Here is a 26161-nt window from a genome sequence, read left to right on the forward strand (position 1 = left end):
CCCCGACCCCCTGGCAAAGACCCCACCTACTACCGACCCTCGCAGCAGGGGACCCACCGGCCCCCTCCGTCACACCGCCCGGGAGCCGGTCCCGGAGGGTGCGCACGGGCCGTCCGGGTACTACGACGCCGCTTCGTATGTGACCTGGGCCCTATGGGACGGCTCACCGCCGGACCCCCCGAACCTCACCCGGTGTCACCGTGCGCACCCCTGTGCGTGGCGGCGAACCGGCAGGGGCCGCCCCGCCCTCACCACCACAACCGATCGGCCCGGCTCCGCGTCCTACACGCAGAGACGTCCCCGGTCAGCCGGTCCGGGAGGACGCCGACCCTGGAGGGGCATCATCGATACGCTCGCCGCACACCGACCCCATCCGACCGCGGGGCGCCGCCGCAGGGCCGCGATCGGCATGGCGCTGCTGGGCGGCGTGGCGGGTGTCGTGCTGACCGCCGTCGTCATGACGGTCCTGTGGTGGCCGCGGACCGAGGTGACGTACCGCAGCACCGCTCCCTCGGCGGTGCTCTACCAGGACGGGGTACCGCACTCGCTGGCACTGGTGCACAGCCACACCCTGTCCGGGCGGCACTCCTACCGGATGGTGATCGGCAGGGAATCCGTCGGGACCTACGGGCACTGGGTGGACGTCGACACCGCTCTGGGGAAGGACGGAATCGAATCCACCACGTGGACGCAGGACGGGGTGCGTGTCCGTTTCCCGACCGGCCACGAGGTCTTCGTCCCCGCCCGCTTCTTCCTGTACGGCAGGTGACGCGCGGGCTCGGCACCGTCGGGGAGGCGGCAGGGGCGGTGCGGGCCTGCCGGGCGGCCTCGGAACCCACCCTCCTCGGCGGCGCCGGAAGGGGCGGGTCCCGCAGTGGCTTACGATGCCGGACGGACGGGGCCGTAGCGCAGAGGTCGTCGCGCGCGGTCTCCAAAACCGCGAGGACGCCGGTTCGAATCCGGTCGGCTCCGTCCCTCCGGCCGGCCGGGAGGCTTCGCGTCCAAGCTCCCCGGCAGCGGCCGGCCGGCGGTCATGCCGGGGCGTTCCAGGCGGTGGTCAGCCCGTCGAGCCACGCGGGTGGCAGCTCCGCCGCGTCCCATTCCTCACGCAGTTCCCCAGGTACGGTCGCGAGCCGCTCCAGCACCGCGAGGCTCGTGGCGGAGTGGAGGAGCGAGTAGCGGCCGTGCACCGTGATGGCGCTGTCCGGTCCGAACGCCGCGAACATCCGCTCCAGTCGGGGCCGGTGGGCCGCGGCGAACCGCGTAAGCCGCCCGGCGTAGCCGGCCCGCTGGCGGACCGTCATCGTGGCGAGGACGGCGGCGAGCACCTCCTCGGTCACCTCCGGGTCCAGTTCCGAGACCGCGGTGAAGGACAGGTACAGGGGCGTGAGCGCGACGCGTGCCCGTTCCACCTCCATGCGCCCGGCCCGCGGGCGCTCCCCCGCCGGGCCCTGGTGCCCGTCCTGGCCGACGACCCGCTGGAGCGTCCGCTCGGCGACGGCGCCGAGTTCCTCCAGCGTGTCCCCGGCGCCGTCGAGCCAGCCCGTCGCGTACTCCTCGCCCTTGTCCCCCGGAGCCTCGCGGCCGCTGCCGCCGAGCTCCTCGTAGGCCAGGGCGAGGGCGCCCGCCTCCACCAGCCCGATCAGCTCCCGCGCGTCGCCGGAAGGGACCCCTGCCCGCGCGAGGAGCTGCAGCAGCGTCGTGCGCGCGTTGTCGACACTGGCCTCGTCCGGCCACTGCCGTCCCTCGTCGGCCGTGCTCATCGGATCCTCCTCTTCCCTCGGGTGGCGCGGTATGTCCAACGAGACCGCTCCTCCCACGCTCCAACGCCCGACAGCCCGACTGTGCTCCCGCTCGGTCGCCCGGTCCCGCTCGGCGCCGTTGCGGGCGCGAGGGCACGTGGGCGTTGACGACCGGGCCTGTGGCCGGGCACCTGGAGGCTATGACATCAGGTCGTCGGGCCGACGGAGGGAGGTGCCCCCGGGGGAGCCACCCACAGGGCCGGGGCCGGCGTCCCCGTACAGCCGTACGGAAGTACGGCTGTACGAAGGACCGTTGGGGGGCGCCCGCGTCGGCCCGGTCACCCGCAACGGACTCCGCCGCCCCGGGTGATCGGCACTACGGCGCCGGCCGGGCGGAACGCGGAGGGAAGGCGAGGCCGGTCGGGGTGGCCAGGCCGGTGGAGTTCACGGTGGTCTGGGCGCCGTCGGAGAGGCGGACGCGGACGACCCGGTTGTTGAAGGCATCGGCGATGTAGAGGGCGCCGTGGTGGTCGAGGGCGAGGCCGAGCGGGCTGCTCAGGCCGGTGGTGGGCACCGTGGTCTGCTCGCCGGTTCCCGCCGCGATCCGCACCACGCGGTTGTTGCCGCTGTCGGAGACGTAGAGGTCRCCCGCGGCGCTCAGGGTCAGGCCGGTGGGCTGCGAGAGGCCGTTGGTGGGGACGGTGGACTGCCCGCTCCCGTCGGCGGGCACCCTCACCACGCGGTCGTTGACGAAGTCGGAGACGTACAGGTCCCCGTCGGGTTCCAGGGCCAGCCCCCAGGGGTGCAGCAGCCCGCTGGTGGGAACGGTGGTCTGGCCGCTGCCGTCGGCCGGCACCTTCACGACGCGGTCGTTGAAACTGTCGGCGATGTAGAGGTCGCCGGCGGAGCCGACGGCCAGGCCCAGGGGGCGCGAGAGGCCTTCGGTGGGCACGGTGGACTGGCCGCTGCCGTCCGGGGTCGACCGCACCACCCGGTTGTTCCCGGTGTCGGAGACGTAGAGGCTGCCCGTGCGGTCCCAGGCCAGCCCTGTCGGGCGGACCAGGCCGTCCAGGGAGAGGGTGCTCTGGCCGCCCCCGTCGGCGGGCAGCGTGACCACGCGGTTGTTGCCGTAGTCGGACACGTACAGCGGCGGTCCGGTGTGCGGGCCCACGTCGTGGAGCCGGTCGGCGCCGGCCGCTCGCGCGGGCAGCGCGCACAGCAGCAGCGCTCCGGCGAAGGAGGCCAGACGCCGGATCAGCCGCCTCCGGGTGCGGCCGGCGGGCGCCTGGGGTTCGGGGACGTGCGACTCGGCCGTGACGCGTGCCACGTTTCACCCACCTGTTCCGAAAGGGCCGGCCGCGTGTCGGACCGGTCGGGTCGGGACGACCCTAGGCAGCCGCCGCGGGCCGGGCGGAAGCCACGCCACCGGCCGCGCCGCGGGCCACTCCAATGCACGGGCGCGTTCGAAAACGTGTAGGTGTGCCCCGTGCGGTTCTGGGATCATGCCCGGATGATCCACCCCCTCGAACGCCTGGTCGTCCGGCACACCCACCGCCTTCCCGTCCCCCACGGCCCCCTCGGCCAGGGCGGCGGCGCGGCGCGGCAGTTCGACGCCGCGCTGATGTCCGTGGGCTTCAAACTGTCGGGCGCCCTGCTGGAGCGGCTGTCGGGGCTGTCCGCCGAAACGGTCCTCGACACCGCCGCGCGCACCCTGGACACCGTCCGCGAGATGGTGGGCGACCACGTACGGCACAACGTCTACTTCGTGGACTTCCCGGCCAACGTGCCGGACACGGCCGACTTCTGGGAGCGGTGCGTCGCCGAGGCGCTCGCCGACGACGCCTCGCGCGACGGTACGCTCGCCCGGCTCCGCACGGGTGTGGTGGACCTGCTGACCCTCCCGTCGTACGGCAACTACCGGCACACGCATGCCGAGATGCTCGCGGCGCACGAAGAGCTGATCGCCGCCGCGGGCGACCGCGTCACGGTCCTGCACCCGGGCGGCACCCCGGACGAGGAGGTCACCGCCCTGTACCTGGCGCTGGCGGGCAGCACCACTCCGCTGGGCGAGGAGGGCCTGCGCGACCTCGCCGCGCTCGCCGGGCACTGCGTCGACGGCCCCCGGCCCGAGGCGATCCCCGTCCGGGAGAACCGCGCCGTCGTCAACCTGGCCCGCCTCGAAGCCGGCGCGGACCTCCTCGTGGACACCGTCACCGATGTGCTCCGGCTGGCCTGCGCGCTGTCGGGCGGCGACGTGACGCTGGTGGAGCCGACCCGGCTGCGGTCCCTGTCCAGGCCGGTCCGCCGCGCCCTGCTCGCCTGCCTGGACACGGTGGTGGCTGCTGCTCCGGCCAAGCTCGCCGACGTCACCGCGCACCGCGAGGCGTTCAAGCGCCTCGGCGAGCGCCTCCACCCGCACGAGTACCCGCGTTGGCCGCACGCCGGCCGGGTGTTCGCCGTCGCGCGGGGCGAGGAGGAGGCCCGGTCGTTCGACAGCAGGGTCGAGGAGCTGCTCGCAGCGGACGACGTCACCGGGGCGGCGCGGCTGCTGACGGCCGCCCCGGGCCGGCTGCTGCGGTCCCTGGACCGGCTGCTGCGCGCCTGCCGCACCCAGGACGAGCGCGATGCGGTCGTGGCAGCCGTCGAACAGAGCGTTCCGCAGGTGGCCGGACGGGTCCTGCTGGCGGTGCGCGAGCACTTCCACAACCGCGCGGACGAACTCGGCGGGCGCCGTGTCTTCGTCAACCGCCAGGGTCGGGCCTGGGTCGCCACGGACGACCGCGCGCCCGTGCCGTCGCGCGAGCGCGAGCGGCTGATCGGAGTCCTGGACGCCGAGACGCGGCGCCGTCTTCCGCAGGCCGGGCACCTGCTGATCGACCCGGACGTCCTCGACGTCGCGCTCCCGCTCAGCGGCAGGGCGACGGCCGCCGGTCTCGGGGTGCTGCCGCGCGGCTCCCTCTCACCGGTCGACGGGGAACTGCTGCGTTTCTTCGTCCACTGGAAGCAGACGAGCCGCAGCACCGACTACGATCTGTCGGCGCTGATGCTGGACGCCTCGTACGAGACCCTGTCCTGGCTGTCGTTCACCGCCCTCACCGATCTCGGCGGCGAGCACTCGGGCGACATCACGGACGCGCCCGACGGCGCCTCGGAGTTCATCAACCTGCGTCTGGACGCCGTGCGCGGCACGTTCATCGTCCCGCAGGTCAACATCTACTCGGGAGAGGGTTTCGAGGAGACCGAGGAGTCGCTCTTCGGCTTCATGCTGCGCGACGCCGATCAGGAGGGCCGCCCCTTCGAGCCGCGCACCGTACGGATGAAGTCGGAGCTGCGCGGCCCCGGCAGGGTCGCGCTGCCGTTGGCGTTCGTGCGCGGGGACGACGGCCGCTGGCGCGCCAAGTGGCTCCACCTGTACCTCCGGGGGAACCCGAACGCCAACATGGTCGAGGGGAACCGGGTGTCGGTCGCGGTGCTGGTGCGCGCCCTCGTCGAACGCGAGCCCCTCACGGTGCGGTACCTCACGGGGCTGATGGCCGAGGGAGCCACGGCCGTCACGGTGTGGGACGGCAAGACGGTTCCGGACGGGCCGGTCACGTACATCGGCCTGGAACGTCCGGACGGGCTGCACACGGATTCCGTGGTCGTCACGCCGGAAAATCTCCGTGTCCTGATCCCCGGCTGACTGATAGCGTTCGATTCGGCGAGGCCATGGACGGGCTTCCTTCTCCACTACCTGAAATAGCCCCTCCGCTTTCCTCGCCCTCGACGTCGCGCCGGGGTGCCCCAGGGCATCCCGGCGTCGTCGCGTTCGTCCCCCTCCCGGGACCTCCCCCTCAGCCCTGGCGGTGGGGGCCGAGGTCGAGGAGGACGGCGGCCAGGTCCTGCGCGGTCATGCCCGGGGCGGGCAGCTCCGCCGTGGGGCGCTCCCCGGCCCGCAGGCCGTCGAGGAAGAGCGCCAGTTGCCGGCGCCAGGCGTGCGGGGGCCCTGCGACCGCGAGGGAGGGAACGGAGCGTCCGAGCGTGGCCAGGCCCAGGAGCACGTCCTCGACGGTGATGTCGGGGCGCATGGCGCCGGCCCGTTGGGCGCCGTCCACCAGCAGGGTGATGGTTTCGTGGTTGTGGGCGTGGACGGAATCCAGGGAGGTCACGCCCTCGATGGCGGTGGTCATCAGGTCGTTCGCACCGCGGTCGGTGGCCAGTACGGTGAAGACCGCCTCCAGGTAGCCGGCCAGCCCGGCCCACGGGTCCGCCGCGCGCCGCGCTTCGTCTCCGGCCGCGATGGTGTCCAGCAGGGCGTCCTGGAACACCGCGTCGATCAGGGCGGCGCGGGTGGGGAAGTTGCGGTACAGGGTGGCGTTGCCGACGCCTGCCCGGCGGGCGATCTCGTCGAGGGGGATCTCCAGGCCCTCCGCGGCGAAGGCCTTGCGCGCGGCGGCCAGGAGCAGCTCGCGGTTGCGCAGTGCGTCGCGCCGTACCGGCGCGGGCCGTTGGGTGCCCGGTGTCATGTCCACTCCTCGTGTCGCCGGCGGCGCGTACGCATGTACCGGGGATCGCTGTCCGGTACGGATGCTAGCGGCCCCGCGCGGAGCGTCACGCATCGAGCCGCCGCGACCAGCGCACCGGCAGCGCGGCGACGCCCCGGAGCATGGCGCTGGAACGGCGCTCCGGTGAATCGGGGTCACCGGCCAGGGCGAGGTCGGGCATCCTGCGCAGCAGCGTCTCCAGGGCGATCCGGCCTTCGACGCGGGCGAGGGGCGCGCCCAGGCAGTGGTGGATGCCGTGGCCGAACGCGAGGTGCCCGCGGGCCGGGCGGCGGATGTCGAAGCGGTCGGGATCGGGGTGGTACCGGGGGTCGCGGGAAGCCGAGGCCAGGGAGAGCATGAGGCTGTCGCCCGCGGGGATGTGGACCCCGTCGATCTCCACCGGTTCGGCGGCGTGCCGGAAGGCCGCCGCCGCGACGGGCCCGTCGTAGCGGAGCACTTCCTCGACGGCGCCGTCGAGCAGGCTCGCGTCGGCCCGCAGCGCGGCGAGCTGGTCCGGGTGGCGGAGCAGGTTGAGGACGCCGCCCGAGATCAGGTTGACGGTGGTCTCGTGTCCGGCGACGAGCAGGAGGAAGGCCATCCCGAGCAGTTCCTCGGGCGAGAGCCCGTCCTCCTCGGCGGAGGCGCGGACCAGGGCGCTCATCAGGTCCGCCCCGGGGTCGCCCGCCTTGGCTGCGATCAGCGAGGCGAAGTACGCGGCCATCTCCCCGCCGGCCGCGGCGGCCGCGGCGGGCGAGGTCGGCGCCACGAGCTCGGTGGACCAGGCGTGGAAGTGGTGCCGGTCGCCGGAGGGAACCCCGAGCAGCTCGCAGATGACGGTGAGCGGCAGCGGGAGGGCGTATCCGGCGACCAGATCGGCCGTGCCGGCCGAGGGGAAGGCGTCGAGGAGGCCGTCGGCGATCTGCCGGACGCGCGGCCGCAGCGCGTCGATCCGGCCGGCGGTGAACTCGCGTGCGACCAGGGACCGCAGGCGGGTGTGCCGGGGGGCGTCGGTCTGCAGCATGTTCAGACCGATGGCGTTGCCGCCGTCGCTCTCCCATGACGAGGAGTGCCGTATGTCGTTGCGCAGGCGGGGGTCCGTCAGCGCGGCCCGCACCTCGTCGCGTCCGAGGACGAGCCACACGTCACCGGTCCCGGGCACGTGGATGCGGTGGACGTGGCCCTTCTCGCGCAGTGCGGCGTAGGCCGGGTACGGGTCGGCGATGACGTCGACTCCCGCGGGAGCGAGTTCCTCAAGCGTCGGGGCGGGCATGGCAGTTCCTCCCTGTCGGTAAACGGGGAGATGTCCCCGCTTCATGTGGGGAACGGTAACACGAAGCGGGGAGCACTCCCCGGTTAAGGGCGACAGGTCCGGCGGACGCGTGCGGGTCAAGCGGACGCGTGCGGCCTTTCCGGGCCGGCCGCGTCGAGCAGCAGTCCCGCGGCCACGGCCGCCCCGTCGGCGCGGAGGGTGGCGGCCACGGCCCGCGCCCGCGTACGGGTTTCGGGGGTCAGGGCCGTGGACAGCGCGGCGGACAGCGATTCGACGGTCGGCGCCGGGTCGTGGTGGGCCGAGCCGATGCCGAGCTCGGCGACCCGTCCGGCCCAGTACGGCTGGTCCGCGATCCGGGGGACCACCACCTGGGGGGCGCCGGCCCGCGCCGCCGCCGTGGTGGTGCCCGCGCCCCCGTGGTGCACGACGGCCGCCACCCGGGGGAACAGGGCCTGCTGGTTGACCTCGCCGACCACGAAGCAGTCGGCGGCGTCGTCGATGGGGGCGAGGTCCGCCCAGCCGCGGGCCAGGAGCACGCGGCGGCCGTGCGCGCGGACGGCTTCGGTGGCCACTCGGGCGATGTCCTTCGGTGCGTGCGCGGCCATGCTGCCGAAGCCCACGTACACGGGCGGTGCGCCGGCGTCCAGGAACGCCCGCAGCCCTTCCGGGAGCGGACGGCCGTCGGGCAGGATCCACGCCCCGGTCTGCACGACGTCGAGGTCCGTCATGCCCCGCGACGGGCACAGGGTCGCGTCCGCCGCCAGCCACGGCCGGTCGGTGAAGACGTGGTCGCGGACGTTGTCCACCGGTGGCAGACCGATCGACGCCCGATGGCGGGCCACCGCCTCGCCGTACAGCGCGTTCACCCTCTGGGCGTCCTGTTCCCACAGCACCCGGTTGTCGGTCTCGTCCGGCGGGGACGCCGTGCCCGGCCGGGACCCGGGCGGGAAGTGCCGCGACGGAATGCCGAAGACGTGGAAGCAGGCGTACACGTAACGGATGCCCAGCTTCTCGGCCACGTCCCGCGCGCCGGCCGGCATCAGACCGGCCGCCACCAGCACGTCGCACCCCTCGGCCGCCGCGGTCAGGGCGTCGAACCGCGCGGCGACCAGCTCGGGGGCGAGCCGGAACGCGTCCTTCGCCGTCGGCGGCTCCGTACCGGCCACCACCGAGCGCACCGTCGGGCCGAGCGGCACCAGCGGCACCCCGACGCGCGCCAGCAGCGCCGCGAACTCCTCGTCGGGCGGCGCGCACACGCGCACCTCCGCACCCCGCGCCCGCAGTTCCACCGCCAGCGCCACCATCGGTTCGACGTCCCCGCGCGATCCCCACGCCGTCAACAACACACGCACTTCGCGACTCCCGTTTCCGCAGGTCATTGGCTTTCGGCCGCCGATTCTCCGGGATGACCGGGGTCTTGCCGCAAGCCCCCCGGTGCGCTATACGTTGAAGAGGGAGGGGAGTTGGTCCCAGCCACCCTCGCCACGGTCACCCCGGATCCGGGCTCCGCGCCGCGCCTCCGGGACCTGACGGCACCCCCGCGTTGAGTCCGACCGCGGTCGGCGGCATCGCTGGAAGATGCGGGCGCGCGTGTGGTGGGTCAGGTTGTCGAGGATCTCGCGCAGCCCTGTGCCACGGACGGCCGGCAGGCGCACCAGGGTGTGCTCGAACGCTCCCGGGTCGACCCGCAGCGGGTGGTGGGGGCGTTGTGGGGGCGGGTCGTCGCGGTCCCGCGAGGACGGCGCGCCGCACGGGCGGTCCCGCGGGCAGCAGGGCGTCGAGGGCGCGTCGGAACACCTCCTCGACCAGGCCGTCCGGGATGGCCACCGGCCGGCCTTCCGGGGCCGCCAGCAGGTGGGCGGGGGCCCGGCCGGCCGCCGCCTCCCACCGCGGGCTCCACGACCACCAGTGGTTCGACCCCCGCCGCGCTCCCCATGTGGTGATCGGCTCGAACGGGGGCGTGCCCTTCCCCTCCGTCAGCAGCTCCGTCCAGGACAGCGGTAGGGCGTCGGCGCCGTCGACGGGGCGGCGGCGCACGGCGTCCGGGGCGAGCCAGACCGCCTGCCAGAGCGAGCAGTCGTCGATCCGGCTCGCCACGGGCAGGCCGCACGCATCGCAGGCCATGTTGGGGCCGTCGGCCCCGTCGAGGCCGCAGCAGTAGCCCCCGGCCCTCTCCGGGATCAGCCGGGTGCCGCGGGTGTCGCCGGGTGCGCGGCCCGCGGCGTCCACGCACCGGTGTACGCCCTGTCCGACGGCGCGCCCGGCGCCGTCGTCATCGGGGTGGGGATCCTGTCGTGCGTCTCGTCGGCCTCGATGCCCGCGGTGCTGCGGGCGAGCGGTTCCGGGGGCGTCTCGTCCGCGCAGACGGTGCCCCGTGCGGGCAGGGCCAGGGTGGCGAGGTAGGCCGTGACGAGGGTGCTGACGCACTCGCTCCGGTTGTAGGCGGTGTGTCCTTCGGCGGCGAAGGTCAACAGGCGGCCGTTGTCGAGGGTCCGCGCGAGGGCCACGGCGTCCCGATAGGGAGTGTCCGGGTCGCCGGTCGTGCCGAGGACCAGGATCGGGGCCGAGCCGGCGGCGCGGTAGGAGCCCTCGTAACGGCTCGGGCGCTCCGCCGGCCACTGGGCGCAGGTGGGCGCGTGGTTGTGGTCGTAGGTGGGCGGCCCGAGGCCGATGGGGGGTCCCAGCAGGGGGGCGGTGGCGGTGTGGGCGCCGACCAGGGCGCCCAGGAGCGGCCGGCCGGACGGGTAGAGCCGGTCGGCGCATTCGACGGCCAGGTTGGCGCTGAGGAAGTCGAAGGACGCGGGTGAGGGCGGGTTCAGCAGGAACGAGGGCCGGCGCGTCCGGGCCGCCTCCAGGGCCTGTCCCAGGTGGGGCCAGACCTCCTTGCCGGAGTTGATGTTGAACATCAGCCGGTAGGCGAGGGTGTAGCCGGTCGCCCGGCGTCCACTCGCGGTGACGACGGGGTGGGCGTCCAGGTCCCGTTCGAGCGCGTCGAAGGCCCGTCGGGGATTTCCCTCGCCGAATCCGCAGGTGGTGGCCTTGCGCGCGCACCAGTCCAGGAACCGGCCGACCGCCGCGTCGAGGGCCTCGAACTGCGCGGCGTCGTAGGCGTACGGCACTTCGGCGTAGCGCCGCGGATCGTAGGCCCCGTCGAGGACCATGGCGCGCACGCGCCGGGGGAACCGGGCCGCGTACACGGTGCCGACGTAGCTGCCGAAGGAGCGGCCGTAGAAGGTCAGCGTCTCCTCGCCGAGGGCCTGGCGCAGCAGGTCGATGTCCCCGGCGTTCGAGCCGGTGCCGATGAACGGTACGAGGTCACCCGACCGTTGCCGGCAGGCGTTCGCGAAGTCCAGGCCCTGGCGGACGGCGCCCCGCAGGGCCCCGGGGCCGGGTACGCCGCGGGCCGCATCGACGGCGGCGGCGTACTCCCGGTCGTTCCAGCACTCCACCTGTCCGCTGCGCCCCACCCCGCGCATGTCGTACCCGACGACGTCGAAGGCGTCGCGCAGGGAGGCGGGGAGCGCGTCGTAGCTGTCACGGGTGAAGTCGACACCGGAGGTGCCGGGTCCGCCGGGGTGCAGCACGAGGACGCCCGTGCGGTGGGTCCGGTCGGGTGCGAGCCGCCGGGTGACCGCGAGCGGGATCGTGGGCCCGGTGGGGTGGCGGTAGTCCAGTGGCACCCGGGCGGTCGCGCACCGGAAGCCGTCGCCCGGGGCGTCGCCGGCCTCCCCCTCACAGGGGCCCCAGGACAGGGCGGGGACGGGGACGGGGAGGACGGCGGCCGGGGGCGCCGCCGTGGCGCCCCCGGGCGTGCTCCCGAGGAGTGCGGTGACCGCGATCAGGACGAGGGCCGTTGCCCACGCCACTCGTCTGCGCGGGTCATCGGCCGAGCGGGTCTGCGTGCACCGGGTCTGCATACGGCGAACTCCCTCTGTCCTGCGTCGCGACAGGGGCGGCACACGGGATCGGGGGAACGTGTGGCGCCCGCGCTCGACCGAGCGGCAAGGACAGCCTCCCACCGTGGGGCCCGGCGGGTCGGACGGTGCCTCAGCCCGTGCCCTCGTGGGCGCCCACCCTCCGGGCCACCTCGTCGTGGAGCGGCTTCATGCCGTCCACGAGCCGCTGGAAGTCGGCGGTGCGGCCGTCGGACCACTGGCCCAGGGCGACCACCATGACCCGGCCGTACCCCGAGAAGGACTGCACGAGCCCGCTGTCCGCGGGCAGGGCCGGCAGGCCGGAGCCGGCGGGCGGGGCCTGGACCGCCACCTGGTAGTCGTCGAAGGCCATCCCCAGTTCGGTCACCACGCGCAGCGTGTCCCGCTGGTCCTTCATCGTGAAGACGGCCATGTTGAACTGGTTGTTCCGGTCGTCCTTGTAGAAGGCGATCTGCTCGCCGACGCAACCCGCGCCGTCCTTGATCATGGCGGCCAGCCGTGGTCCGACAYTGCCCGGCTCCGTGCAGGATTCCAACGCCTTCGAGCCCAGCCGGGTGAAGGTGGCACCGGAGGCGCCCTTCACCTCCGCGGGGAACAGGTCGGCGAGCGGCGTCATCGGCCGCGTGTCGATGACCGCGGCCTGCGCGCCCCGCTTCGGCGCGGTCGACGGCGCGGCCGGGGCCGCCCCGGTGGGCGTGGACGCGGTCTGAGCGGGCGCGGCGGTGCCCTCGTAGGGGGACGACCCGGTGTACTTCAGCACGGCGAGGGTGGCGCCCGCCGCCGCGAGCGCCAGCGCCAGGTTCCGCGGCCACACCCGCCTGGGCCGGGGCGCGGGCCGCAGAGCGGATCCATTCGTTCCGTCCGCTCCTTCCGCTTCGAACCGGCGGACGAAGTCATTCCACTCATCGTCGTCCCGGCCGCTGCGACCGTTGGGCATCTCATGGTTGTTCGGCACCCATGAACCCTAGTGATCAGCCCGCGTCGACTGAATAGCCCCAGGTCACAGCCTCATTACTCTCTTCGTTGGGTTCAGCGGAGCGATTCCTTCGGGGGGCGCTCGCGCAGGGCTCCGTATCCGATGAAGTAGGCGGGGATCCGGTTCAGCCACCGCGAGTCGGTGACGAGCTCCGTCATCCGTTTGGCCCGCCGGGGATCGCCGAACGCGGTGCGGCCCGCCAGCAGCGGTTGGATGACCTGGGCGTGGGCGAGGCGCTGGAGGCCTTGGGTCGCCACGGTGGTCGGCCAGCGACGGAGTTGGACGCGGCGCACGTCGTGGAGTCCTACGGTGCCCTCGCGCAGCGGACGCACGAGGTGACGGGCCGCGGCCACCGCGTCCTGCACGGCGAGGTTGATGCCGATGCCGAAGACGGGTGACATCGCGTGGGCGGCGTCGCCGATGCACAGCAGCCCCGGCCGGTGCCAGCGGCGCAGGCGGTCGAGCCGTACGTCGAGGAGTTTCACCTCGTCCCAGGAGGTGACGGCGTCGCTCCGGCCGGCCAGCCACGGAACGGCGGTCGTGAACCGGGTCATGAACCGCTCCAGGCCCTCCGCGCGCCGCTCCGCGTCGGTGCCCTTGGGGATGAGGGCCGCGCACTGCCAGTAGTCACCGCGGTCGATCAGCGCGGTGAAGAACCGGTCGCCCAGGCCGCCCACGAGTCCGCTGGGGTCGTCCTCGTGGCGCGGCAGCCGGAACCACCAGGCGTCCATGGGGCAGGGGAAGTCCTCCAGGCCGAGTTCGGGCAGGGTTCTGGCCAGGGAGCCCCGGCCGTCGCAGGCCACGGTGAGGGTGGCCCTGAGCTCACCGGTGCCGCCGTCCGCGGTGCGGTAGCGCACGCCCGTGACCCGCCCGCGCTCCGTGAGGTAGGAGGTCGCCTCGGTGTCCATGCGCAGGCGGAAGGAGGGCTCCCGGCCCGCTTCGTCGGCGAGCAGGTCGAGCAGGTCCCACTGGGGCACCATCGCGATGTAGTTGTACTTCCCGTGGAGCGCGCCGATGTTCCCGACCGTGACGAGGGACCGGTCCGGCCCGATGGGGAGCTGCACCGAGGTCACCCGGCGCTGGGGCAGTCGGGCGAACCGTTCGGCGAGGCCGATGTCGTCGAGGAGCGACAGGGTGGAGGGGTGCACGGTGTCACCGCGGAAGTCGCGCAGGAAGTCGCCGTGCTTCTCCAGCACCGTCACCTCCACCCCGGCCCTCGCCAGCAGCAGCGCCAGCACCATCCCGGCCGGCCCGCCTCCCACGACGCAGCACGTCGTACGCTCCACACCGCCACCTCCTTCGCGGGGATCGGGCGAGCCCCAGGAGACGTATACCGCACGGGGAGAGCCGGTTGCGGTACCGGCGGCGCCGGGCTCCGCCGTCGGGGCGGCCTTCGGCCCGAGGTGACGAGTCGCGTGGAGGTGGCTAGCATGGGAGAAGACGGCCGAAACTGCGGGATCCGCTCTCAGACCGCAGTGATGCGCGAGGGCTTGGGAATTCGCGTGCCGACAGGGGGTCCGTGGCTCTACGAAGCCACGTTGACGGCGGGTGCGTACTCCTCACATGTATTCGGCCACAGGAAAACTCCGTGCGGTTTCACGGAAGGAGGCAGAACGAATTCGTGCCGCCACGCGTGGCACAGCTGCAAGAAGGGTTCTGAAATCATGCAAGCACTCAGAGTCAAGCGGCTCTTCGCCGTGTCCGCCATCGGTGTTCTGATGGCCGGCGGCGCGGCGCTCGGCGCCGCGGGTACGGCCTCGGCGGCCATGCCCACCCACTCCGTCACCTACAGCCACGGCGGCGGGGGTTGGGACGACGACAACGGCTACAACAACGGTGGGTACGACAACGATGACGACTGGGGCGGAGGCGGATGGGACGACGGCGGCTGCTGACGAACCGAGCCGCACGGTGCGGACCGTCGAAAAGACGGTCCGCACATAGTCGTGTCCAAGTGCACATAGTCGTGTCCAAGTCCAGGAAGGGTTCGATCGCCCGCCGGGCGAGGCGCAGCTGATCCGGGTGCGGGCACACCGGGACGACGACGCGTGGGCAAGGTCCCGAGGCGCGTAGGCGAGGTCCCGAAGGGACGGCCTACGGCTTGATGTTCTGGTTCAGGTGGAACAGGTTGTCCGGGTCGTAGGCCCTCTTGGCCTCCACGAGCCGGTCGTAGTTCCCCTTGTAGTTGGCCCGGATCCGGTCCTGGTCGTCGTCGGCCATGAAGTTGACGTAGCCGCCCTCTTCGGAGTGCGGAGCGGTCGCCTCGTAGTAGGCGCGCACCCAGGCGGTGTTGGCCTCGTTGTCGGCCGGGTCGGGCCACATGCCGGCGATGACCGTGGCGAACGAGGCGTCCCGGTAGGCGAAGGCCGTGGCGTCCTGCGGGACGTCGTGGCAGGCGCCGTTGATCGGGTAGATGTGCACGGTCGAGTTCACCACCGGGACCCGGGGACCGTGGACCAGGTGGGCCTCGATCGCGGCGTCGGTGAGCTCGGTGACGAAGTTGGCCTTCCAGTAGTGCTGGAGTCCCGGCGGCACCAGGGCGTCGAAGGCACTGTTCAACGCGGGATAGGGCATCGGCCCGACGTGCTCGGCGACCACGGGTGCGAACTCGCGGAACTGCTGCACGGCGCGCTCGCCCTCCGCGATCGGGCCGGCCCAGCAGGCCACGATCAGGATGAAGGTGTCCCCGTGCCGGTCCTCGGGGATGAACGGCAGGGGCGGGGCGATCTGGAAGGCGGGGAAGCCGCCCAGCTGCCGCGGTGCGTCGGCGATGAGCTCGCGGTACCCGCGCAGGACCGCGCCGGCGTCGGCCAGTTCGAAGAGCATGGGCCCGCCGTAGACGTCCTGCACCGGCGCCAGCCGGAATTCGAGCGAGGTCACCGCTCCGAAGTTCCCTCCCCCGCCGCGCAACGCCCAGTAGAGGTCCTCGTTCTCGTCCTCGCTGGCGACCACCAGCCGGCCGTCGGCGGTCACCACGTCCGCGGAGATCAGGTTGTCGCAGCTCAGGCCCTGGCCGCGGCTGAGGTAGCCGATGCCGCCACCCAGGGTGAGCCCGCCGACACCGGTGGTGGATATGATCCCGCCGGTCGTCGCCAGGCCGAAGACGTGCGTGGCCGCGTTGAAGTCGCCCCAGGTCGCACCGCCCTCGGCGCGCGCCGTCCGCTCACCGGGGTCGACGCGGACTCCCCGCATCCCGGACAGGTCGGCGACGACGCCGTCGTCGCAGGTACCGAAACCGGGCACGCTGTGACTGCCGCCGCGCACCGCGAGGTCCATCCCGTTCTCCCGGGCGAAGTCGACCGTCGCCATGACGTCGGCGGCACCGGCGCAACGCACGACGACCGCCGGCTTCCGGTCGATCATGGCGTTGTAGACCTTGCGCGCCTCGTCGTAGGCCGCGTCCTCGGGGGTCACGACCGCGCCGCGCACCCGTTCGCGCAGCTGGTCCAGGGAAATCTTTGCCATGGCCGACGCTCCTCGCAGCACCCGCGCGCACACCGGCGCCGACCGCCGGGGTCCCGGGCGTCTCTTTTCACGCTACGCCGATGGGGCCATCCCTCAAGCGGGGACGTGATCGGGCGTTCGCTGAGCGGCCCGGAGCACCGTCCGACGGTCGGGTGCTCCGAAGGGCCGTGCGACCGGCTCCGCGCGGGGCGGGACGCCTCACGCCCGGGCGGCCGGCCCGCCGAAGCACTTCGCGTACTGCTCGTTCGAGAGGATCAGCGGTTTCCCGGCGTCGTACGGGCAGGGGTCGTCGGCCCGGGCCGGCGGGCGGAGCGACGATGCGGACAGGAAGAGGGACAGGCATGCGGCCAGGCAGACCGCCACTACTGCCGCCGTCGGAACGGTCCTTCGGCGGCTCCGGCAGGGCCGTGCGCCGTGCGCGTGCGAACGGAAGGGGGTCACAGGACGGTTGTAGCCGTCTCCCGCGCGCCGGCGCGCAGGAACGGCCGCCGCGTCACCCGCCCGGCCGTCCCGGTTCACCGTGCGAACGACACGTCGTTCAGCGCGGCGGCGGGGCGTTCCGGGTGGTCGTGGCCGGTGGTGCGGGCGCGGGTGTACTCCGGTTCGCCCAGGGCGTCCCGGAGCCGGGCGGCGGCCCGGTCGACGTCGAAGCGTTCCGCGGGTGGCACGGTGTGCCGACGGACTGCCGCAAGGTGTGGGCGGCGCCCGGGAGTTCACCGGCGCGGAGCAGGCCGGCCCGCCGGTGCGCGGGAGTCGGGGCGGGGGCGGCCGGGTGGTGGGCCCACCACCGCGCCGACTCCCTGACGGCTGGGGCACGGGTCCTGCCCGTGGTGGACCGCGCGCCGGCCCGCCGGGACGGTCCGGCGGGCGTACCCGTCGGCTGAAACGGGCGGCCGTACCGGTCGGCCGGATGCGGGCGGCCGCCCGTCGGTATCGGCGGCGGGGTGGGTCAGCGGCGGCCGGCCGCCTGCCAGGGGGCCGGGCGGGCCGTGGCGGTGGGGCCGTAGCGCTCGTAGTAGTCCTGGAGGAGGCCGGATTCCTCCAGGACGGCATCGGCCCAGGAACGGTCCAGTCCGGGCGGGGCCTGCCGGGTGGCGACGGCGCAGGCTCCGGTGAGCATGCCGGCGTAGACGAGGTCGGAGTGGAGGTTGCTGATGCTGTCCGTCTCGTGGAAGTTGACCGGCCGGCCGCCTGCCAGCACGGTGACGTCCACGCCGCCGGGGAGCGTGTGGGTACGGGACGAGGGGCCGGTGACGGAGCGGGCCGCCGGGTTCCGGGCGGCCAGGGCGTCGAGTGCGGGGAGGTCGAATTCGATGTCGCGGCTGCTGACGCTCGCGAGGTAGGCGGGGCGCCGGATGGCTTCGAACTCCCGGGTCGACATGCTGGTGCGACCGGTGACTCCGAAGACCAGCAGGGGCTCGTGCCGTTCCAGCAGGGTGGCCAGGTCGCGGTCCGTGACGTAGCCGCTCTCGTGGGCGTCGATGAGGTGGAGGATGTCGGCGTCGTGGACGGCGACCCGCATGCGGCGCTGGGTGAGGAGGGCGGCGATCTGGGAGCCCACGTTGCCGTAGCCGATGACCAGCGCGGGCTGTCCCTCCATCTTCAGGACGGGCAGCAGCTCCAGAGCCGTGGTGACGGCCTTCTCGGCGATCCAGTACGACTCGATGCGCCCCTTGAGCCGGGACTGGGCGACCGAGAACACCGGGAAGGGCAGCTCCCTCTCGCGGCCCCGGAGCTTGTAGATCCCGGACATGGTCTGTTCCACCACTCCCGCCCAGTCCGACGCCCGGCCGCCACCGGCGCCGACTCCCGCTCCGGCGGGCGTCGGGGAACCTTCACGGGCCCGGTCCAGCAGTGCCGGTGCGACGTAGCCGCCGTCGTCCAGGGCGAGGCAGCGCAGGCCGAGCCGGCGGGCGCGGCCGGTGTGCTCCTCGACGGCCCGGGGATCGGTGGCGTCGACGACCCGTACGCCCTGATCGACGAGGTGGCCGTGGACCCGGTGGCGCCACTGGTAGGCGTAGTCCTTGCGCAGGACCGTCATCGCGTCCAGCGGGGCTCCGAGCTCGGCGAGGCAGCCGACGAGGTGGACGAGGTCGGTCAGGAAGTGCCCGGTGACCAGTACCGCGAAGCCCGCGAGGGGCTTCCCGTGGCGCAGGCGCCCGACGGCGGCACTCATCAGGGGCAGCTCGCCCGCGACCCGCTCCACTTCGGGCGCGGAGAAGGGCTGGCGGTGCCAGATCTCGGCCCAGTGGTCCAGCGAGGCCGCCGACGGTGCCGCGCCGCGGCCCGAGAGGCGGAGGTTCAGGCGCAGCGGAGACGTTCCCGCACCGGCGCCGCGCATCTCGGTGGAGACGAACATCGATGCCTGCAGGCCCGGTCCGAGGCGTGCCGTGAGTTCACCCCCGGCAGCGACCGCTACGGCTCCCGGGCCGGCGGCCTCGCACAGGCGCCGGGCCGCGCGGTGCAGGAGGTGGGGGCCGTCCTCCGGGGCGGCGGTCACCTCGACCGTGGTCGCCGCGAAGGAGACCGGGCCGTCGGCCGGCGGTGCCACGTGGCGTTCGGGCCGTCTGACGGTCAGGGTATTCGTTTCCCGTTCCATTCGAATTCCATCCGTTCCACCTGGCGGCAGCCGTCCGCCGCACCACACGTTCGATGTCGCCGTGAATTGAGGACGTGGTGTCCGGCATACGTTCGGACGCTAGCCCTCAGATAAATTCGACGGTGCTGGATTGAGCGCCCTGCGTGGGAAGATGGGCATCGAGCACGGGACCGAGAATACGGGCGGAAGGGAAATTCCCACCGCAATATCGCTGGATCTCTTCTCGAATTCCTCTGGACCGGGAGAGCGCGGGGAAGGCTCGGTTCATCCTCGATCCGAATCCATTATCGTGAATCCGACGGCCGCACGCCGTGGGCCGTTCACCGGTCCGGTCAGACACCCGACCACAGGAGGACACCGTGCCCGCGGCACACGATTGGATCGACGCCCTCGGCCTGGAGCCGCACGTGGAGGGCGGGTACTTCAGGCGGACCTTCCAGGCCGACCACCGCCCCCCGATCCGGACACCGGAGGGCGACCGCTACACGATGACGTCCATCCACTACCTGCTCACCCACTGGTCGCCGATCGGGCACTGGCACCTGAACCGTTCCGACATCCTGCACTTCCACCACCACGGCGATCCGGTCACCTACCACCTGCTGCACCCGGACGGCCGGCACACCACCGCCGTCCTCGGCCAGGACCCGGGCCGGGGACACGTCCTCACGCTGGCGGTCCCCGGGGGCGTCTGGAAGGCCTCGCACCTCGCCGCGGGCGACCACGGGCTGATCAGTGAGGCCGTCGCGCCCGGATTCGACTTCGCCGACATGACCCTCGGCCGGGTCGACGACCTGCTGCGGCGGTTCCCGGGGCATCCGGAGCTGATCCGCCGCTACTGCCGCCCGGCCGAGCCGGCCGAGCCGGCCGGACCTGCCAACGCCGCGGTCTGACCGGAGGACGGAGCCGACCACCGGGACCGGGGAGGGTCGGGACGCACGGAAGGCGTGCGCCGAGGGGTGCGCCGAGGGGGTGCACAATCGTTCACCCCCGGGTGTACAGTCGTTTACCCATGGGGTGAACAGTTGTGCACTCACCCGGCGCCCGCTCTCGCCACCCGTCTGGAGCAGCATGCCCTCCGCGATACCCGCCCCCCGTCCGGCCTCCGCCCGATCCCGGTTCGTCGTCCCCGTCCTCGCCTTCTGCGGCATGGTCGTCGCCGTCATGCAGACCCTCGTGGTCCCGCTCCTGCCGCACGTACCCGAGCTGACGGGGGCGAGTCCCGGCGCCGCGGGCTGGCTGGTCACCATCACCCTCCTCACCGGCGCGGTCTTCACCCCCGTGCTCGGCCGCGTCGGTGACATGTACGGGAAGCGGCGCGTGCTGCTGGCCTCGCTGGGCGTGCTCACCCTCGGTTCCGTCCTGTGCGCGGTCAGCTCCGACATCGGCGTCCTGATCACCGGCCGGGCCCTGCAGGGCGCGGCCCTCGCGGTGATCCCCCTGGGCATCAGCATCATCCGCGACGAGCTCCCCGCCGAGCGGGTGCTCCCCTCGATCGCGCTGATGAGCTCGACCCTCGGCATCGGTGCGGCGATCGGCCTGCCGGTGGCCGCGGTGGTCATGGAGAACTTCGACTGGCACACCATGTTCTGGGCGTCGGCCGCCCTCGGTCTGCTCGATCTGCTCCTGGTGCTCCGGATCGTCCCGGAGTCCCCCGTGCGCTCCCCCGGACGCTTCGACCTCCTGGGAACCCTCGGCCTGGCGGGCTCCCTCGTCGGACTGCTGCTCGCGATCACCCAGGGCGCCGACTGGGGCTGGAGCTCCGCGCGCACGCTCGGGCTGCTCGGCGGGTCCGTGGCGGTGGGCCTGCTGTGGGGCCGGTTCGAACTGCGCACCCGCTCCCCGATGGTGGACCTGCGGGTCTCCGCCCGGCCCGCCGTCCTGCTGACCAATGTCGCGGCCCTGCTGATCGGCTTCGCCTTCTACGCGAACTCCCTCGTCACCGGCCAGTTGGTGCAGGAACCCACCAGCACGGGGTACGGGCTCGGTGCCTCCCTCGTGGTCAGCGGCCTGTGCCTGCTGCCCGGCGGCCTCGCCATGGTCGCCCTCTCCCCCGTCTCGGCACGGATCTCCGCCGCCTACGGGCCCCGTGCCGCGCTCGCGATCGCCGCCGTCGTCATGGCGGTCGGCTACGTGCTCCGCTTCTTCACCAGCCACAGCCTCTGGCTGATCGTGGCCGGGGCCACCGTGGTCGCCTCCGGGACCGCGATCGCCTACTCGGCGCTGCCCGCCCTCGTCATGCGGGCCGTGCCGGTGAGCGAGACGGCCTCCGCGAACGGGCTGAACACCCTGATGCGTTCGGTCGGCCAGGCCTGTTGCAGTGCCGTGGTCGCCGCCGTGCTGGCCCACGTGACCTTCGTGGCCGGCAGCCGTACCGCCCCGACCCTGCACGCCTACCTGTTGATCTTCCTGATCGCCGCCGGAGCGGCGCTGGCCGCCCTCGTCGCCACGCTGTTCCTGCCGTCGGACCGGCCGGGAGCCGGTGCCCCACGGGCCACCGGCGGGCGGGGCGGTACGGTCACGGTGACACCGTCCGTGACCGCCGCCCGGGAGAGCGCATGAGCACCACCGACGAATCCACCCCGACCGGGTCGGCCACGGCCGACGGGGCGTCGGGCGCCGAGACCGGACGCGACGCCATCGTGCGGGCCGCGCGCCGGGCGTTCACGCTGCGGCCGTACGCCGAGGTCACCATGCGCGGCATCGCCGCCGCCGCGGGGGTGAGCCCGTCCCTGATCGTGAAGCGGTTCGGGAGCAAGGAGGCCCTGTTCAACACGGTCGCCGACTTCCGGACCGCCGCCGACGAACTGTTCGCCGCGCCGCCGGCCGCGCTCGGCCGGCACCTGGTCCTGACCATGGTCGAGCTGCGGGACCGGTTCCGCGGTGACCCGCTGCTGCGGGTCGTGTTCTCCCTGGGCATCGAGGACGAGCGCACCCTGCTGCGGGCACGTTTCCGCGAGCAGGTCACCGACCGGCTGGCCGCGTCCCTGACCGGCCCCGACGCACAGCTGCGGGCCGAACTGATCGCGGGCCAGCTGCTGGGGCTGGGCGCCACGCTCAGCCTGCACCGGCCGGACGGCGCGGGTGCCCGCACCAGCGCCGACCGGCTGGCGGACCTGTACGCGCCCGGCCTCCAGCGGCTCATCGACGGCTCCTGACCCCGCCGCCCCGAAAGCGGCGCGGGAAGGACGGCGCCGGGAGGCGCCAGGAGGGTGGTGTCGGGCGCCCGAGGGTTTCGGTACGGGCCGACGGTCGTTGGTGGCGTGAGGAAGGAGATCCGCCATGTCGACACGAGAACCCTCGAAGCAGCCCACGACCGAACTCGACGCCCGCTACAGCTCCGCGCTCCGTCCCCGCCCAGGGGCCGCGGACGTCACCGCCACCGAATGGTCCGAGGCCCAGCGGCACCTGGAGGCCGCCGAGATCTTCTGGGCGTCCACGGTACGGCCCGACGGACGGCTGCACGTCACACCCGTGATCGCCGCCTGGCACCGGGGCGTGCTGTACTTCTCCACCGGCCCGGACGAGCAGAAGGCGAAGAACCTCGCCCGTGACGGGCACTGCGCGCTGACCACCGGAGGGAACTCGCTCACCGCGGGGCTCGACCTCGTCGTCGAGGGCAAGGCCGAGCCGGTCTCCGAGCCGTCGGTGCTGGAGGAGGTGATCGCCGCGTACGAGGCGAAGTACGGGGCGCACATCACCTCGCCCGAGGGCACCTTCCACGGCATCGGGGACGCCTTCCGCAGGGGCGACGTGACGGTGTTCGCGGTGGCTCCGGACACGGCGTACGGGTTCGGCCGGGACGACGGGGTCTACAGCCACACGCGGTGGACCTTCTGAGCGGCGGCCCCCCGCCCCGTCAGGCGCCGGGCGGGGCCGCCGCCGCCAGGAGCGCGCGCAGGGCGGCCCCCGGTGGGCCGGGCAGGACGGCGAGCGAGGTCGTGACGCCCGGGGCCGCCAGCGGGCGAACGGCCGTGCCGGCCACCTCGGGAAGGCCGCTCACCCGGTAGAAGACCGTCCAGGAGGGGGCCCGCTCGCCTTCCGCCCCGATCGCGGTGAGGGTGTCCTGGAGGTCGGTGAACGGCGGACCGGACGGCGGGGCGGCTCCGGTGGCCGCCCGCAGCGCGGCCGTCACCAGGTCGTGGAAGGGCGCGTTGCGCTCGCGGGCCGCCAGCCGCAGCGGGAGGTCCGCCAGGTCCCCCAGCGCGGGCCGCGGCAGGGCGGCGGCCGGGTGCCCGGCGGGGAGGGCCACGTACAAGGGGTCCTCCCAGAGCGGGAACAGTTCCAGACCGGGGGCCGCGGGCAGGGCGCGTACCAGGGCGGCGTCCAGGGCTCCGCTGCGGACGGCGGCGAGCCGCTCGGAGACCGCCAGGCTCCGGACCCGCACCCGGACTTCCGGGGCCAGTTCGGCCAGGCGGGCCAGGAGTCGGTAGACCCTCTGCCCCGGCCCGCGCACGGTGCCCAGGCGGAGGGTGCCGGTGCCCGCGGAGGCGAGGTCCGCCGCCACGCGCCGGGTCCGCTCGGCGGCGTCGAGCACCGCCCTCGCCTCCGGCAGCAGCCGTTCGCCGGCCACGGTGAGGGACACCCGCCGGGTGGACCGCTCGAAGAGGGTGAGGCCGAGTTCCCGTTCGAGGCGGCGCACCTGCTGGCTGACCGCGGACTGGACGATGTGGAGCCGTTCGGCGGCGCGGGCGAAACCGCCCTCCTCCGCCACCGCCACGAAGTACCGAAGTTGCCGCAGTTCCATCCCGCTCCCCCTCATGCGTCCATTCGTCACGATCGATGATCGCCGCAGTGCGCAAACGGCTCTGGTTCGCGGCCTCTTCCCCGGGTCGAATGGAGGCGTCGAACCGGTACGGAGGAGAGGATCCATGGACATGACGGCGGACGGGAAGCGGAGCACGGGAACGGCCACGGCCACGGCCACGGCGACGGCGGTGGCGGTGGCGGTGGCGGTGGTCGTCCGGGCGGAGGACGCCGAGTACGTGCCCCTGCCGCACGGCGGCGGATTCACGCTGCTCACGGACGGCGCCCCGCTCGGCGCCAACCGACTGGCCCTGGGGTCCGGCGCGGCCGGCGCCCGGCCGCACTTCCACGCCCGCTCGGCGGAGCTGTTCCACGTACTCGCCGGCACGGTGGAGTTCCGGCTGGACGGCGCCGTCGAGACGGTCGGCGCGGGGGGCACGGTCCTGATCCCGCCGGGCGTGCCGCACGCCTTCGGCGCCACGGCGGACGGACCGGCCGAGCTGCTGGCCGTCCTGGGCCCCGCGGTCGAGCGGTTCGACTACTTCCGGGCGCTCGGCCGCGTCCAGCACGGCCTCCAGTCCTTCGACGACCTGCTCCCCGAACAGGAGCGGTACGACGTGCACTTCGTCGACCGCGCCTGACGACGGCGGCCGGGGGCGCGGGCGATGTCCTCGGTCCGGGCAGACCCGCGCCGCAGAGCCCCGTCACGCGCTCCACGGCCGGAGCTTCTCGGGGTTGCGCACCACCCAGATGTGCGTGATCCGGTCGTCCGCGACGGCGAACGCGGCCACCGTCACCGTGGCACCGCCGTACTGGGCGACCAGACCGGGGCTGCCGTTGACGGAGCGTTCCAGGAGGTTCAGGCCGGGTGCGGGGGCCCGGCCGGCCATCTCCACGATGTACCGGGCGATCCGCTCGCCGCCCACGACCGGACGGAGCACCGCGCCGACCCGGCCGCCACCGTCGGCGGTCATCGTGGCCGCCGGGTCGAGCAGGGCGACGAGGGCGGCGATGTCCTTGGCCTCCCACGCCTGCTTGAAGTCCCTGATGACGCCCGCCCGCTCCGCCGGCCGGGACACGGGAGCCGGTGCGGCGCCGATGCGGCGGCGGGCCGACGCGGCCAGCTGCCGGCACGCCGCCGGCGTACGGCCGACGATCGCGGCCACTTCGGCGAACGGGTAGCGGAAGACGTCGTGCAGGATGAACGCGACCCGTTCGGCCGGGGTCATCGATTCCAGTACCACCAGGAAGGCCATGTCGACCGACTCGTCCAGGGTGACCCGGTCGGCCGGGTCCGCCGGGTATCCCCCGCCGTCACCGGGCTGCCCGGCCGCCCATTGGGCGCGGTCGGGCAGCGGCTCCGGTATCCACTCGCCCACGTAGCTCTCGCGCCGCGCCCGCGCCGATCCGAGCACGTCGAGGCAGATGCGGCCGGCCACCTTCGTCAGCCAGGCGCCGGGCGACTCGATGGCCTCCTGCTGCTCGCGGGACATGGCGTACCAGCGGGTGTAGGTCTCCTGCACGGCGTCCTCCGCCTCGGCCAGGGAGCCGAGGAGCCGGTAGGCGAGGTTGATCAGCTGCCGGCGCTCGCTCATGATCGCGCTCAGGGCCGGATCGGTGGGGGCCTCGGGCTCGCGGTGGGATCGGGTGGTCATGGTCTCGTCGGCTTCCTCGTTCGGTCTGCGTGCGTTCCACCGTCTTCGACGGAACACGGCCGCGAAATGTCAGGCCGGCGCGCCCTGTCCGTCGCGCTCGGACGATCATCACCCGTACGGGGCCGCCCGGAGGAGCCGGTACGCGGACCGCGTGAGGAAGGGGCGGATCAGCGGCCCGGTGCCCAGAAGGCCGTCAGGGTCCCCGTGCCGGGGGTCAGGGCGTCCCAGCCGCCCGCGAGGTCCACGACGGCGACCCCCGCCGTCGGGAAGCCCGCCCCGAGTGCCTCCAGCAGTTCGGGGCTGCCGGACCCGCACAGCGCCGAAGCCATCTCCTGCACGCCGGGATTGTGGCCGATCAGGGCCACGCACCCGAGCCCCGCCGCCCGTTCCGCCAGTACGGTGACCATCGCGTTCGGCGCCGCGCCGTACAGCCGCTCGTCGTGCACGGCGTCCGGGGGGTCGGCCAGCGCCGGGGCCATCAGCTGCCAGGTCTGCCGCGTGCGGCGCGCCGGGGAACACAGGACCAGGCCGGGCGCGAGTCCGGACTCCGCCAGCCACCGGCCCGTCCGGGCGGCGTCGGCCCTGCCGCTCTCGCTCAGGGAACGCTCGAAGTCCTCGACCGACTCCTTCTTCGGCACGGCCTTGGCGTGCCGCACCAGCAGCAGCCGGCACCCGGAGGCCCCCGCGGGGGCCGAGGACGTCGTGTGTGGCGCGGGGCCCGAGGGCATGGCCGTCTCCTTCGCCGCGGGGTACGGGTACACGGTCATGGTGCGGTGGCCCGGGAAGGTGCGCACCCTCACACGCGCTCGACAGGCCCGGGGCTACGCTGCGCAGGATGGAACGCGCAGAGGTACTCAAGCGGGTGATCGGCATCCTCACCGAGGCCCAGGACATCCGCCGGGCCGTCGAAAGCGGACAGGACGCCACCGGTGAGGACTCCGGAGACGGCCACGGGGACGGTCCGGCGGCCACGGCCGGTGTGGCCACGACGCTGCTGAACGAAATGCTGCCGTCGATCAGCGTCCCCGCCGACGCCTCCCCGCAGCAGGTGGCGGCCCTGGTGGCCCAGGCACTGGGCCCGGCCCTGCACACGATGGTCTCGGGATTCAGCCTGGCGTTCACCAGCCTGGCCATCGCCCACGACAACGGCCGTACGGACCTCTCCTCCATCGAGGTGCTCCAGGAACTGGCCCTCGAAATCGAGGCGGGCACCTACGACGAGGGGCCGTAGGGGCGTGCCAGGCTGTCGG

Annotated in this window: 24 protein-coding genes and 1 tRNA gene; 10 read left to right on the forward strand and 15 right to left on the reverse strand. The window is 73.6% G+C overall.

Translation table 11 applies throughout. The annotated features are described in order from the left end of the window. The first annotated feature begins 409 nt into the window (after positions 1 to 409). Both AB4039_RS10565 and AB4039_RS10570 read left to right on the forward strand, forming a co-directional pair. Complete coding sequence (locus AB4039_RS10565) at positions 410 to 769, forward strand: hypothetical protein (RefSeq protein ID WP_266844683.1); 360 nt, start codon at positions 410 to 412, stop codon at positions 767 to 769. A 128-nt stretch (positions 770 to 897) separates the two neighbouring features. Beyond that, positions 898 to 972 (forward strand) — tRNA-Trp (locus AB4039_RS10570). Between the two features lie 59 nt (positions 973 to 1031). On the opposite strand, the gene AB4039_RS10575 is transcribed toward AB4039_RS10570, so the two are convergent. Together AB4039_RS10575 and AB4039_RS10580 are read right to left on the reverse strand one after the other, a co-directional pair. Beyond that, the gene (locus AB4039_RS10575) at positions 1032 to 1763 is read right to left on the reverse strand and encodes a hypothetical protein (protein WP_266844684.1); all 732 of its coding nucleotides are present in this window, start codon (positions 1761 to 1763) and stop codon (positions 1032 to 1034) included. Between the two features lie 355 nt (positions 1764 to 2118). Next, positions 2119 to 3069 (reverse strand): virginiamycin B lyase family protein, encoded by a 951-nt coding sequence (locus AB4039_RS10580; protein WP_442270556.1) that lies wholly within the window; start codon positions 3067 to 3069, stop codon positions 2119 to 2121. 183 nt (positions 3070 to 3252) lie between these two features. Here AB4039_RS10580 and AB4039_RS10585 point away from each other — a divergent pair, with 183 nt between their 5' ends. After that, on the forward strand, positions 3253 to 5424 hold the full coding sequence (locus tag AB4039_RS10585) for a hypothetical protein (protein WP_442270557.1): 2172 nt from the start codon (positions 3253 to 3255) through the stop codon (positions 5422 to 5424). A 151-nt stretch (positions 5425 to 5575) separates the two neighbouring features. On the opposite strand, the gene AB4039_RS10590 is transcribed toward AB4039_RS10585, so the two are convergent. From AB4039_RS10590 to AB4039_RS10615, 6 genes are all read right to left on the reverse strand, one after another. Next, the gene (locus AB4039_RS10590; RefSeq protein WP_266844690.1) at positions 5576 to 6247 is read right to left on the reverse strand and encodes a TetR/AcrR family transcriptional regulator; all 672 of its coding nucleotides are present in this window, start codon (positions 6245 to 6247) and stop codon (positions 5576 to 5578) included. Positions 6248 to 6332: 85 nt separating this feature from the next. After that, the gene (locus AB4039_RS10595; protein ID WP_266844691.1) at positions 6333 to 7535 is read right to left on the reverse strand and encodes a cytochrome P450 family protein; all 1203 of its coding nucleotides are present in this window, start codon (positions 7533 to 7535) and stop codon (positions 6333 to 6335) included. Between the two features lie 116 nt (positions 7536 to 7651). Then, positions 7652 to 8887 (reverse strand): glycosyltransferase, encoded by a 1236-nt coding sequence (locus tag AB4039_RS10600; protein WP_266844692.1) that lies wholly within the window; start codon positions 8885 to 8887, stop codon positions 7652 to 7654. Between the two features lie 828 nt (positions 8888 to 9715). Further along, the gene (locus AB4039_RS10605) at positions 9716 to 11452 is read right to left on the reverse strand and encodes an alpha/beta hydrolase (RefSeq protein ID WP_442270558.1); all 1737 of its coding nucleotides are present in this window, start codon (positions 11450 to 11452) and stop codon (positions 9716 to 9718) included. A 130-nt stretch (positions 11453 to 11582) separates the two neighbouring features. Then, the gene (locus AB4039_RS10610; RefSeq protein WP_442270559.1) at positions 11583 to 12425 is read right to left on the reverse strand and encodes a hypothetical protein; all 843 of its coding nucleotides are present in this window, start codon (positions 12423 to 12425) and stop codon (positions 11583 to 11585) included. Between the two features lie 74 nt (positions 12426 to 12499). Further along, complete coding sequence (locus AB4039_RS10615; RefSeq protein ID WP_266844696.1) at positions 12500 to 13732, reverse strand: FAD-dependent oxidoreductase; 1233 nt, start codon at positions 13730 to 13732, stop codon at positions 12500 to 12502. Positions 13733 to 14110: 378 nt separating this feature from the next. Between AB4039_RS10615 and AB4039_RS10620 the strand changes: the two genes are divergently transcribed. Continuing rightward, positions 14111 to 14341, forward strand: coding sequence for a hypothetical protein (locus AB4039_RS10620; RefSeq protein ID WP_266844697.1), 231 nt, complete (start codon positions 14111 to 14113; stop codon positions 14339 to 14341). Between the two features lie 199 nt (positions 14342 to 14540). Here AB4039_RS10620 and AB4039_RS10625 read toward each other — a convergent pair whose 3' ends face one another. From AB4039_RS10625 to AB4039_RS10640, 4 genes are all read right to left on the reverse strand, one after another. After that, complete coding sequence (locus tag AB4039_RS10625; RefSeq protein WP_266844698.1) at positions 14541 to 15911, reverse strand: FAD-binding oxidoreductase; 1371 nt, start codon at positions 15909 to 15911, stop codon at positions 14541 to 14543. A 198-nt stretch (positions 15912 to 16109) separates the two neighbouring features. Next, a complete protein-coding gene (locus tag AB4039_RS10630; protein ID WP_266844699.1) occupies positions 16110 to 16274 on the reverse strand; it encodes a hypothetical protein in 165 nt (54 codons plus the stop codon). A gap of 152 nt (positions 16275 to 16426) precedes the next feature. Beyond that, positions 16427 to 16579: a hypothetical protein gene (locus tag AB4039_RS10635; RefSeq protein ID WP_442270560.1), complete on the reverse strand. Its 153-nt coding sequence runs from the start codon at positions 16577 to 16579 to the stop codon at positions 16427 to 16429. Between the two features lie 281 nt (positions 16580 to 16860). Then, entirely contained in the window at positions 16861 to 18510 is a 1650-nt protein-coding gene (locus AB4039_RS10640) for a hypothetical protein (protein ID WP_442270561.1), read from the reverse strand. A 359-nt stretch (positions 18511 to 18869) separates the two neighbouring features. Between AB4039_RS10640 and AB4039_RS10645 the strand changes: the two genes are divergently transcribed. The 4 genes from AB4039_RS10645 to AB4039_RS10660 all read left to right on the forward strand — a co-directional run bounded on the left by AB4039_RS10645 (position 18870) and on the right by AB4039_RS10660 (position 22350). After that, entirely contained in the window at positions 18870 to 19403 is a 534-nt protein-coding gene (locus AB4039_RS10645) for a cupin domain-containing protein (RefSeq protein ID WP_266844704.1), read from the forward strand. A gap of 178 nt (positions 19404 to 19581) precedes the next feature. Continuing rightward, positions 19582 to 21072, forward strand: coding sequence for an MFS transporter (locus AB4039_RS10650; protein ID WP_442270562.1), 1491 nt, complete (start codon positions 19582 to 19584; stop codon positions 21070 to 21072). Beyond that, a complete protein-coding gene (locus AB4039_RS10655; protein ID WP_266844708.1) occupies positions 21069 to 21668 on the forward strand; it encodes a TetR/AcrR family transcriptional regulator in 600 nt (199 codons plus the stop codon). The genes AB4039_RS10650 and AB4039_RS10655 overlap by 4 nt, the downstream gene beginning before the upstream one ends. A 124-nt stretch (positions 21669 to 21792) precedes the next feature. Further along, positions 21793 to 22350: a pyridoxamine 5'-phosphate oxidase family protein gene (locus AB4039_RS10660; protein WP_266844709.1), complete on the forward strand. Its 558-nt coding sequence runs from the start codon at positions 21793 to 21795 to the stop codon at positions 22348 to 22350. 19 nt (positions 22351 to 22369) lie between these two features. On the opposite strand, the gene AB4039_RS10665 is transcribed toward AB4039_RS10660, so the two are convergent. Beyond that, positions 22370 to 23257: a LysR family transcriptional regulator gene (locus AB4039_RS10665; protein WP_266844711.1), complete on the reverse strand. Its 888-nt coding sequence runs from the start codon at positions 23255 to 23257 to the stop codon at positions 22370 to 22372. A 124-nt stretch (positions 23258 to 23381) separates the two neighbouring features. On the opposite strand from AB4039_RS10665, the gene AB4039_RS10670 reads away from it, so the two are divergent. After that, positions 23382 to 23897, forward strand: a complete 516-nt coding sequence (locus AB4039_RS10670; protein WP_442270563.1) for a cupin domain-containing protein — start codon at positions 23382 to 23384, stop codon at positions 23895 to 23897. 63 nt (positions 23898 to 23960) lie between these two features. Here the strand turns inward: AB4039_RS10670 and sigJ are convergent, their stop codons facing one another. Both sigJ and AB4039_RS10680 read right to left on the reverse strand, forming a co-directional pair. Beyond that, positions 23961 to 24911, reverse strand: a complete 951-nt coding sequence (gene sigJ / locus AB4039_RS10675) for an RNA polymerase sigma factor SigJ (protein WP_442270564.1) — start codon at positions 24909 to 24911, stop codon at positions 23961 to 23963. Positions 24912 to 25078: 167 nt separating this feature from the next. Then, positions 25079 to 25639 carry a SixA phosphatase family protein gene (locus tag AB4039_RS10680; RefSeq protein WP_266844716.1) on the reverse strand — a complete coding sequence of 187 codons (561 nt, stop codon included), beginning with the start codon at positions 25637 to 25639 and terminating at the stop codon, positions 25079 to 25081. A gap of 107 nt (positions 25640 to 25746) precedes the next feature. Between AB4039_RS10680 and AB4039_RS10685 the strand changes: the two genes are divergently transcribed. Then, the gene (locus AB4039_RS10685) at positions 25747 to 26142 is read left to right on the forward strand and encodes a hypothetical protein (protein WP_266844718.1); all 396 of its coding nucleotides are present in this window, start codon (positions 25747 to 25749) and stop codon (positions 26140 to 26142) included. Positions 26143 to 26161: the final 19 nt, after the last annotated feature.

It is taken from the genome of Streptomyces sp. M-16, assembly GCF_052114405.1.
Taxonomy (GTDB): domain Bacteria; phylum Actinomycetota; class Actinomycetes; order Streptomycetales; family Streptomycetaceae; genus Streptomyces.

What these genes read in the sequence shown, in the direction of transcription:
- sigJ (WP_442270564.1), bottom strand. Translation starts at nt 24,911, where the DNA reads ATGACCACCCGATCCCACCGCGAGCCCGAGGCCCCCACCGATCCGGCC.
- AB4039_RS10680 (WP_266844716.1), bottom strand. Translation starts at nt 25,639, where the DNA reads ATGCCCTCGGGCCCCGCGCCACACACGACGTCCTCGGCCCCCGCGGGG.
- AB4039_RS10590 (WP_266844690.1), bottom strand. Translation starts at nt 6,247, where the DNA reads ATGACACCGGGCACCCAACGGCCCGCGCCGGTACGGCGCGACGCACTG.
- AB4039_RS10565 (WP_266844683.1), top strand. Translation starts at nt 410, where the DNA reads ATGGCGCTGCTGGGCGGCGTGGCGGGTGTCGTGCTGACCGCCGTCGTC.
- AB4039_RS10685 (WP_266844718.1), top strand. Translation starts at nt 25,747, where the DNA reads ATGGAACGCGCAGAGGTACTCAAGCGGGTGATCGGCATCCTCACCGAG.
- AB4039_RS10670 (WP_442270563.1), top strand. Translation starts at nt 23,382, where the DNA reads ATGGACATGACGGCGGACGGGAAGCGGAGCACGGGAACGGCCACGGCC.
- AB4039_RS10660 (WP_266844709.1), top strand. Translation starts at nt 21,793, where the DNA reads ATGTCGACACGAGAACCCTCGAAGCAGCCCACGACCGAACTCGACGCC.
- AB4039_RS10625 (WP_266844698.1), bottom strand. Translation starts at nt 15,911, where the DNA reads ATGGCAAAGATTTCCCTGGACCAGCTGCGCGAACGGGTGCGCGGCGCG.
- AB4039_RS10620 (WP_266844697.1), top strand. Translation starts at nt 14,111, where the DNA reads ATGCAAGCACTCAGAGTCAAGCGGCTCTTCGCCGTGTCCGCCATCGGT.
- AB4039_RS10585 (WP_442270557.1), top strand. Translation starts at nt 3,253, where the DNA reads ATGATCCACCCCCTCGAACGCCTGGTCGTCCGGCACACCCACCGCCTT.
- AB4039_RS10595 (WP_266844691.1), bottom strand. Translation starts at nt 7,535, where the DNA reads ATGCCCGCCCCGACGCTTGAGGAACTCGCTCCCGCGGGAGTCGACGTC.
- AB4039_RS10575 (WP_266844684.1), bottom strand. Translation starts at nt 1,763, where the DNA reads ATGAGCACGGCCGACGAGGGACGGCAGTGGCCGGACGAGGCCAGTGTC.
- AB4039_RS10605 (WP_442270558.1), bottom strand. Translation starts at nt 11,452, where the DNA reads ATGCAGACCCGGTGCACGCAGACCCGCTCGGCCGATGACCCGCGCAGA.
- AB4039_RS10655 (WP_266844708.1), top strand. Translation starts at nt 21,069, where the DNA reads ATGAGCACCACCGACGAATCCACCCCGACCGGGTCGGCCACGGCCGAC.
- AB4039_RS10650 (WP_442270562.1), top strand. Translation starts at nt 19,582, where the DNA reads ATGCCCTCCGCGATACCCGCCCCCCGTCCGGCCTCCGCCCGATCCCGG.
- AB4039_RS10665 (WP_266844711.1), bottom strand. Translation starts at nt 23,257, where the DNA reads ATGGAACTGCGGCAACTTCGGTACTTCGTGGCGGTGGCGGAGGAGGGC.
- AB4039_RS10640 (WP_442270561.1), bottom strand. Translation starts at nt 18,510, where the DNA reads ATGGAACGGGAAACGAATACCCTGACCGTCAGACGGCCCGAACGCCAC.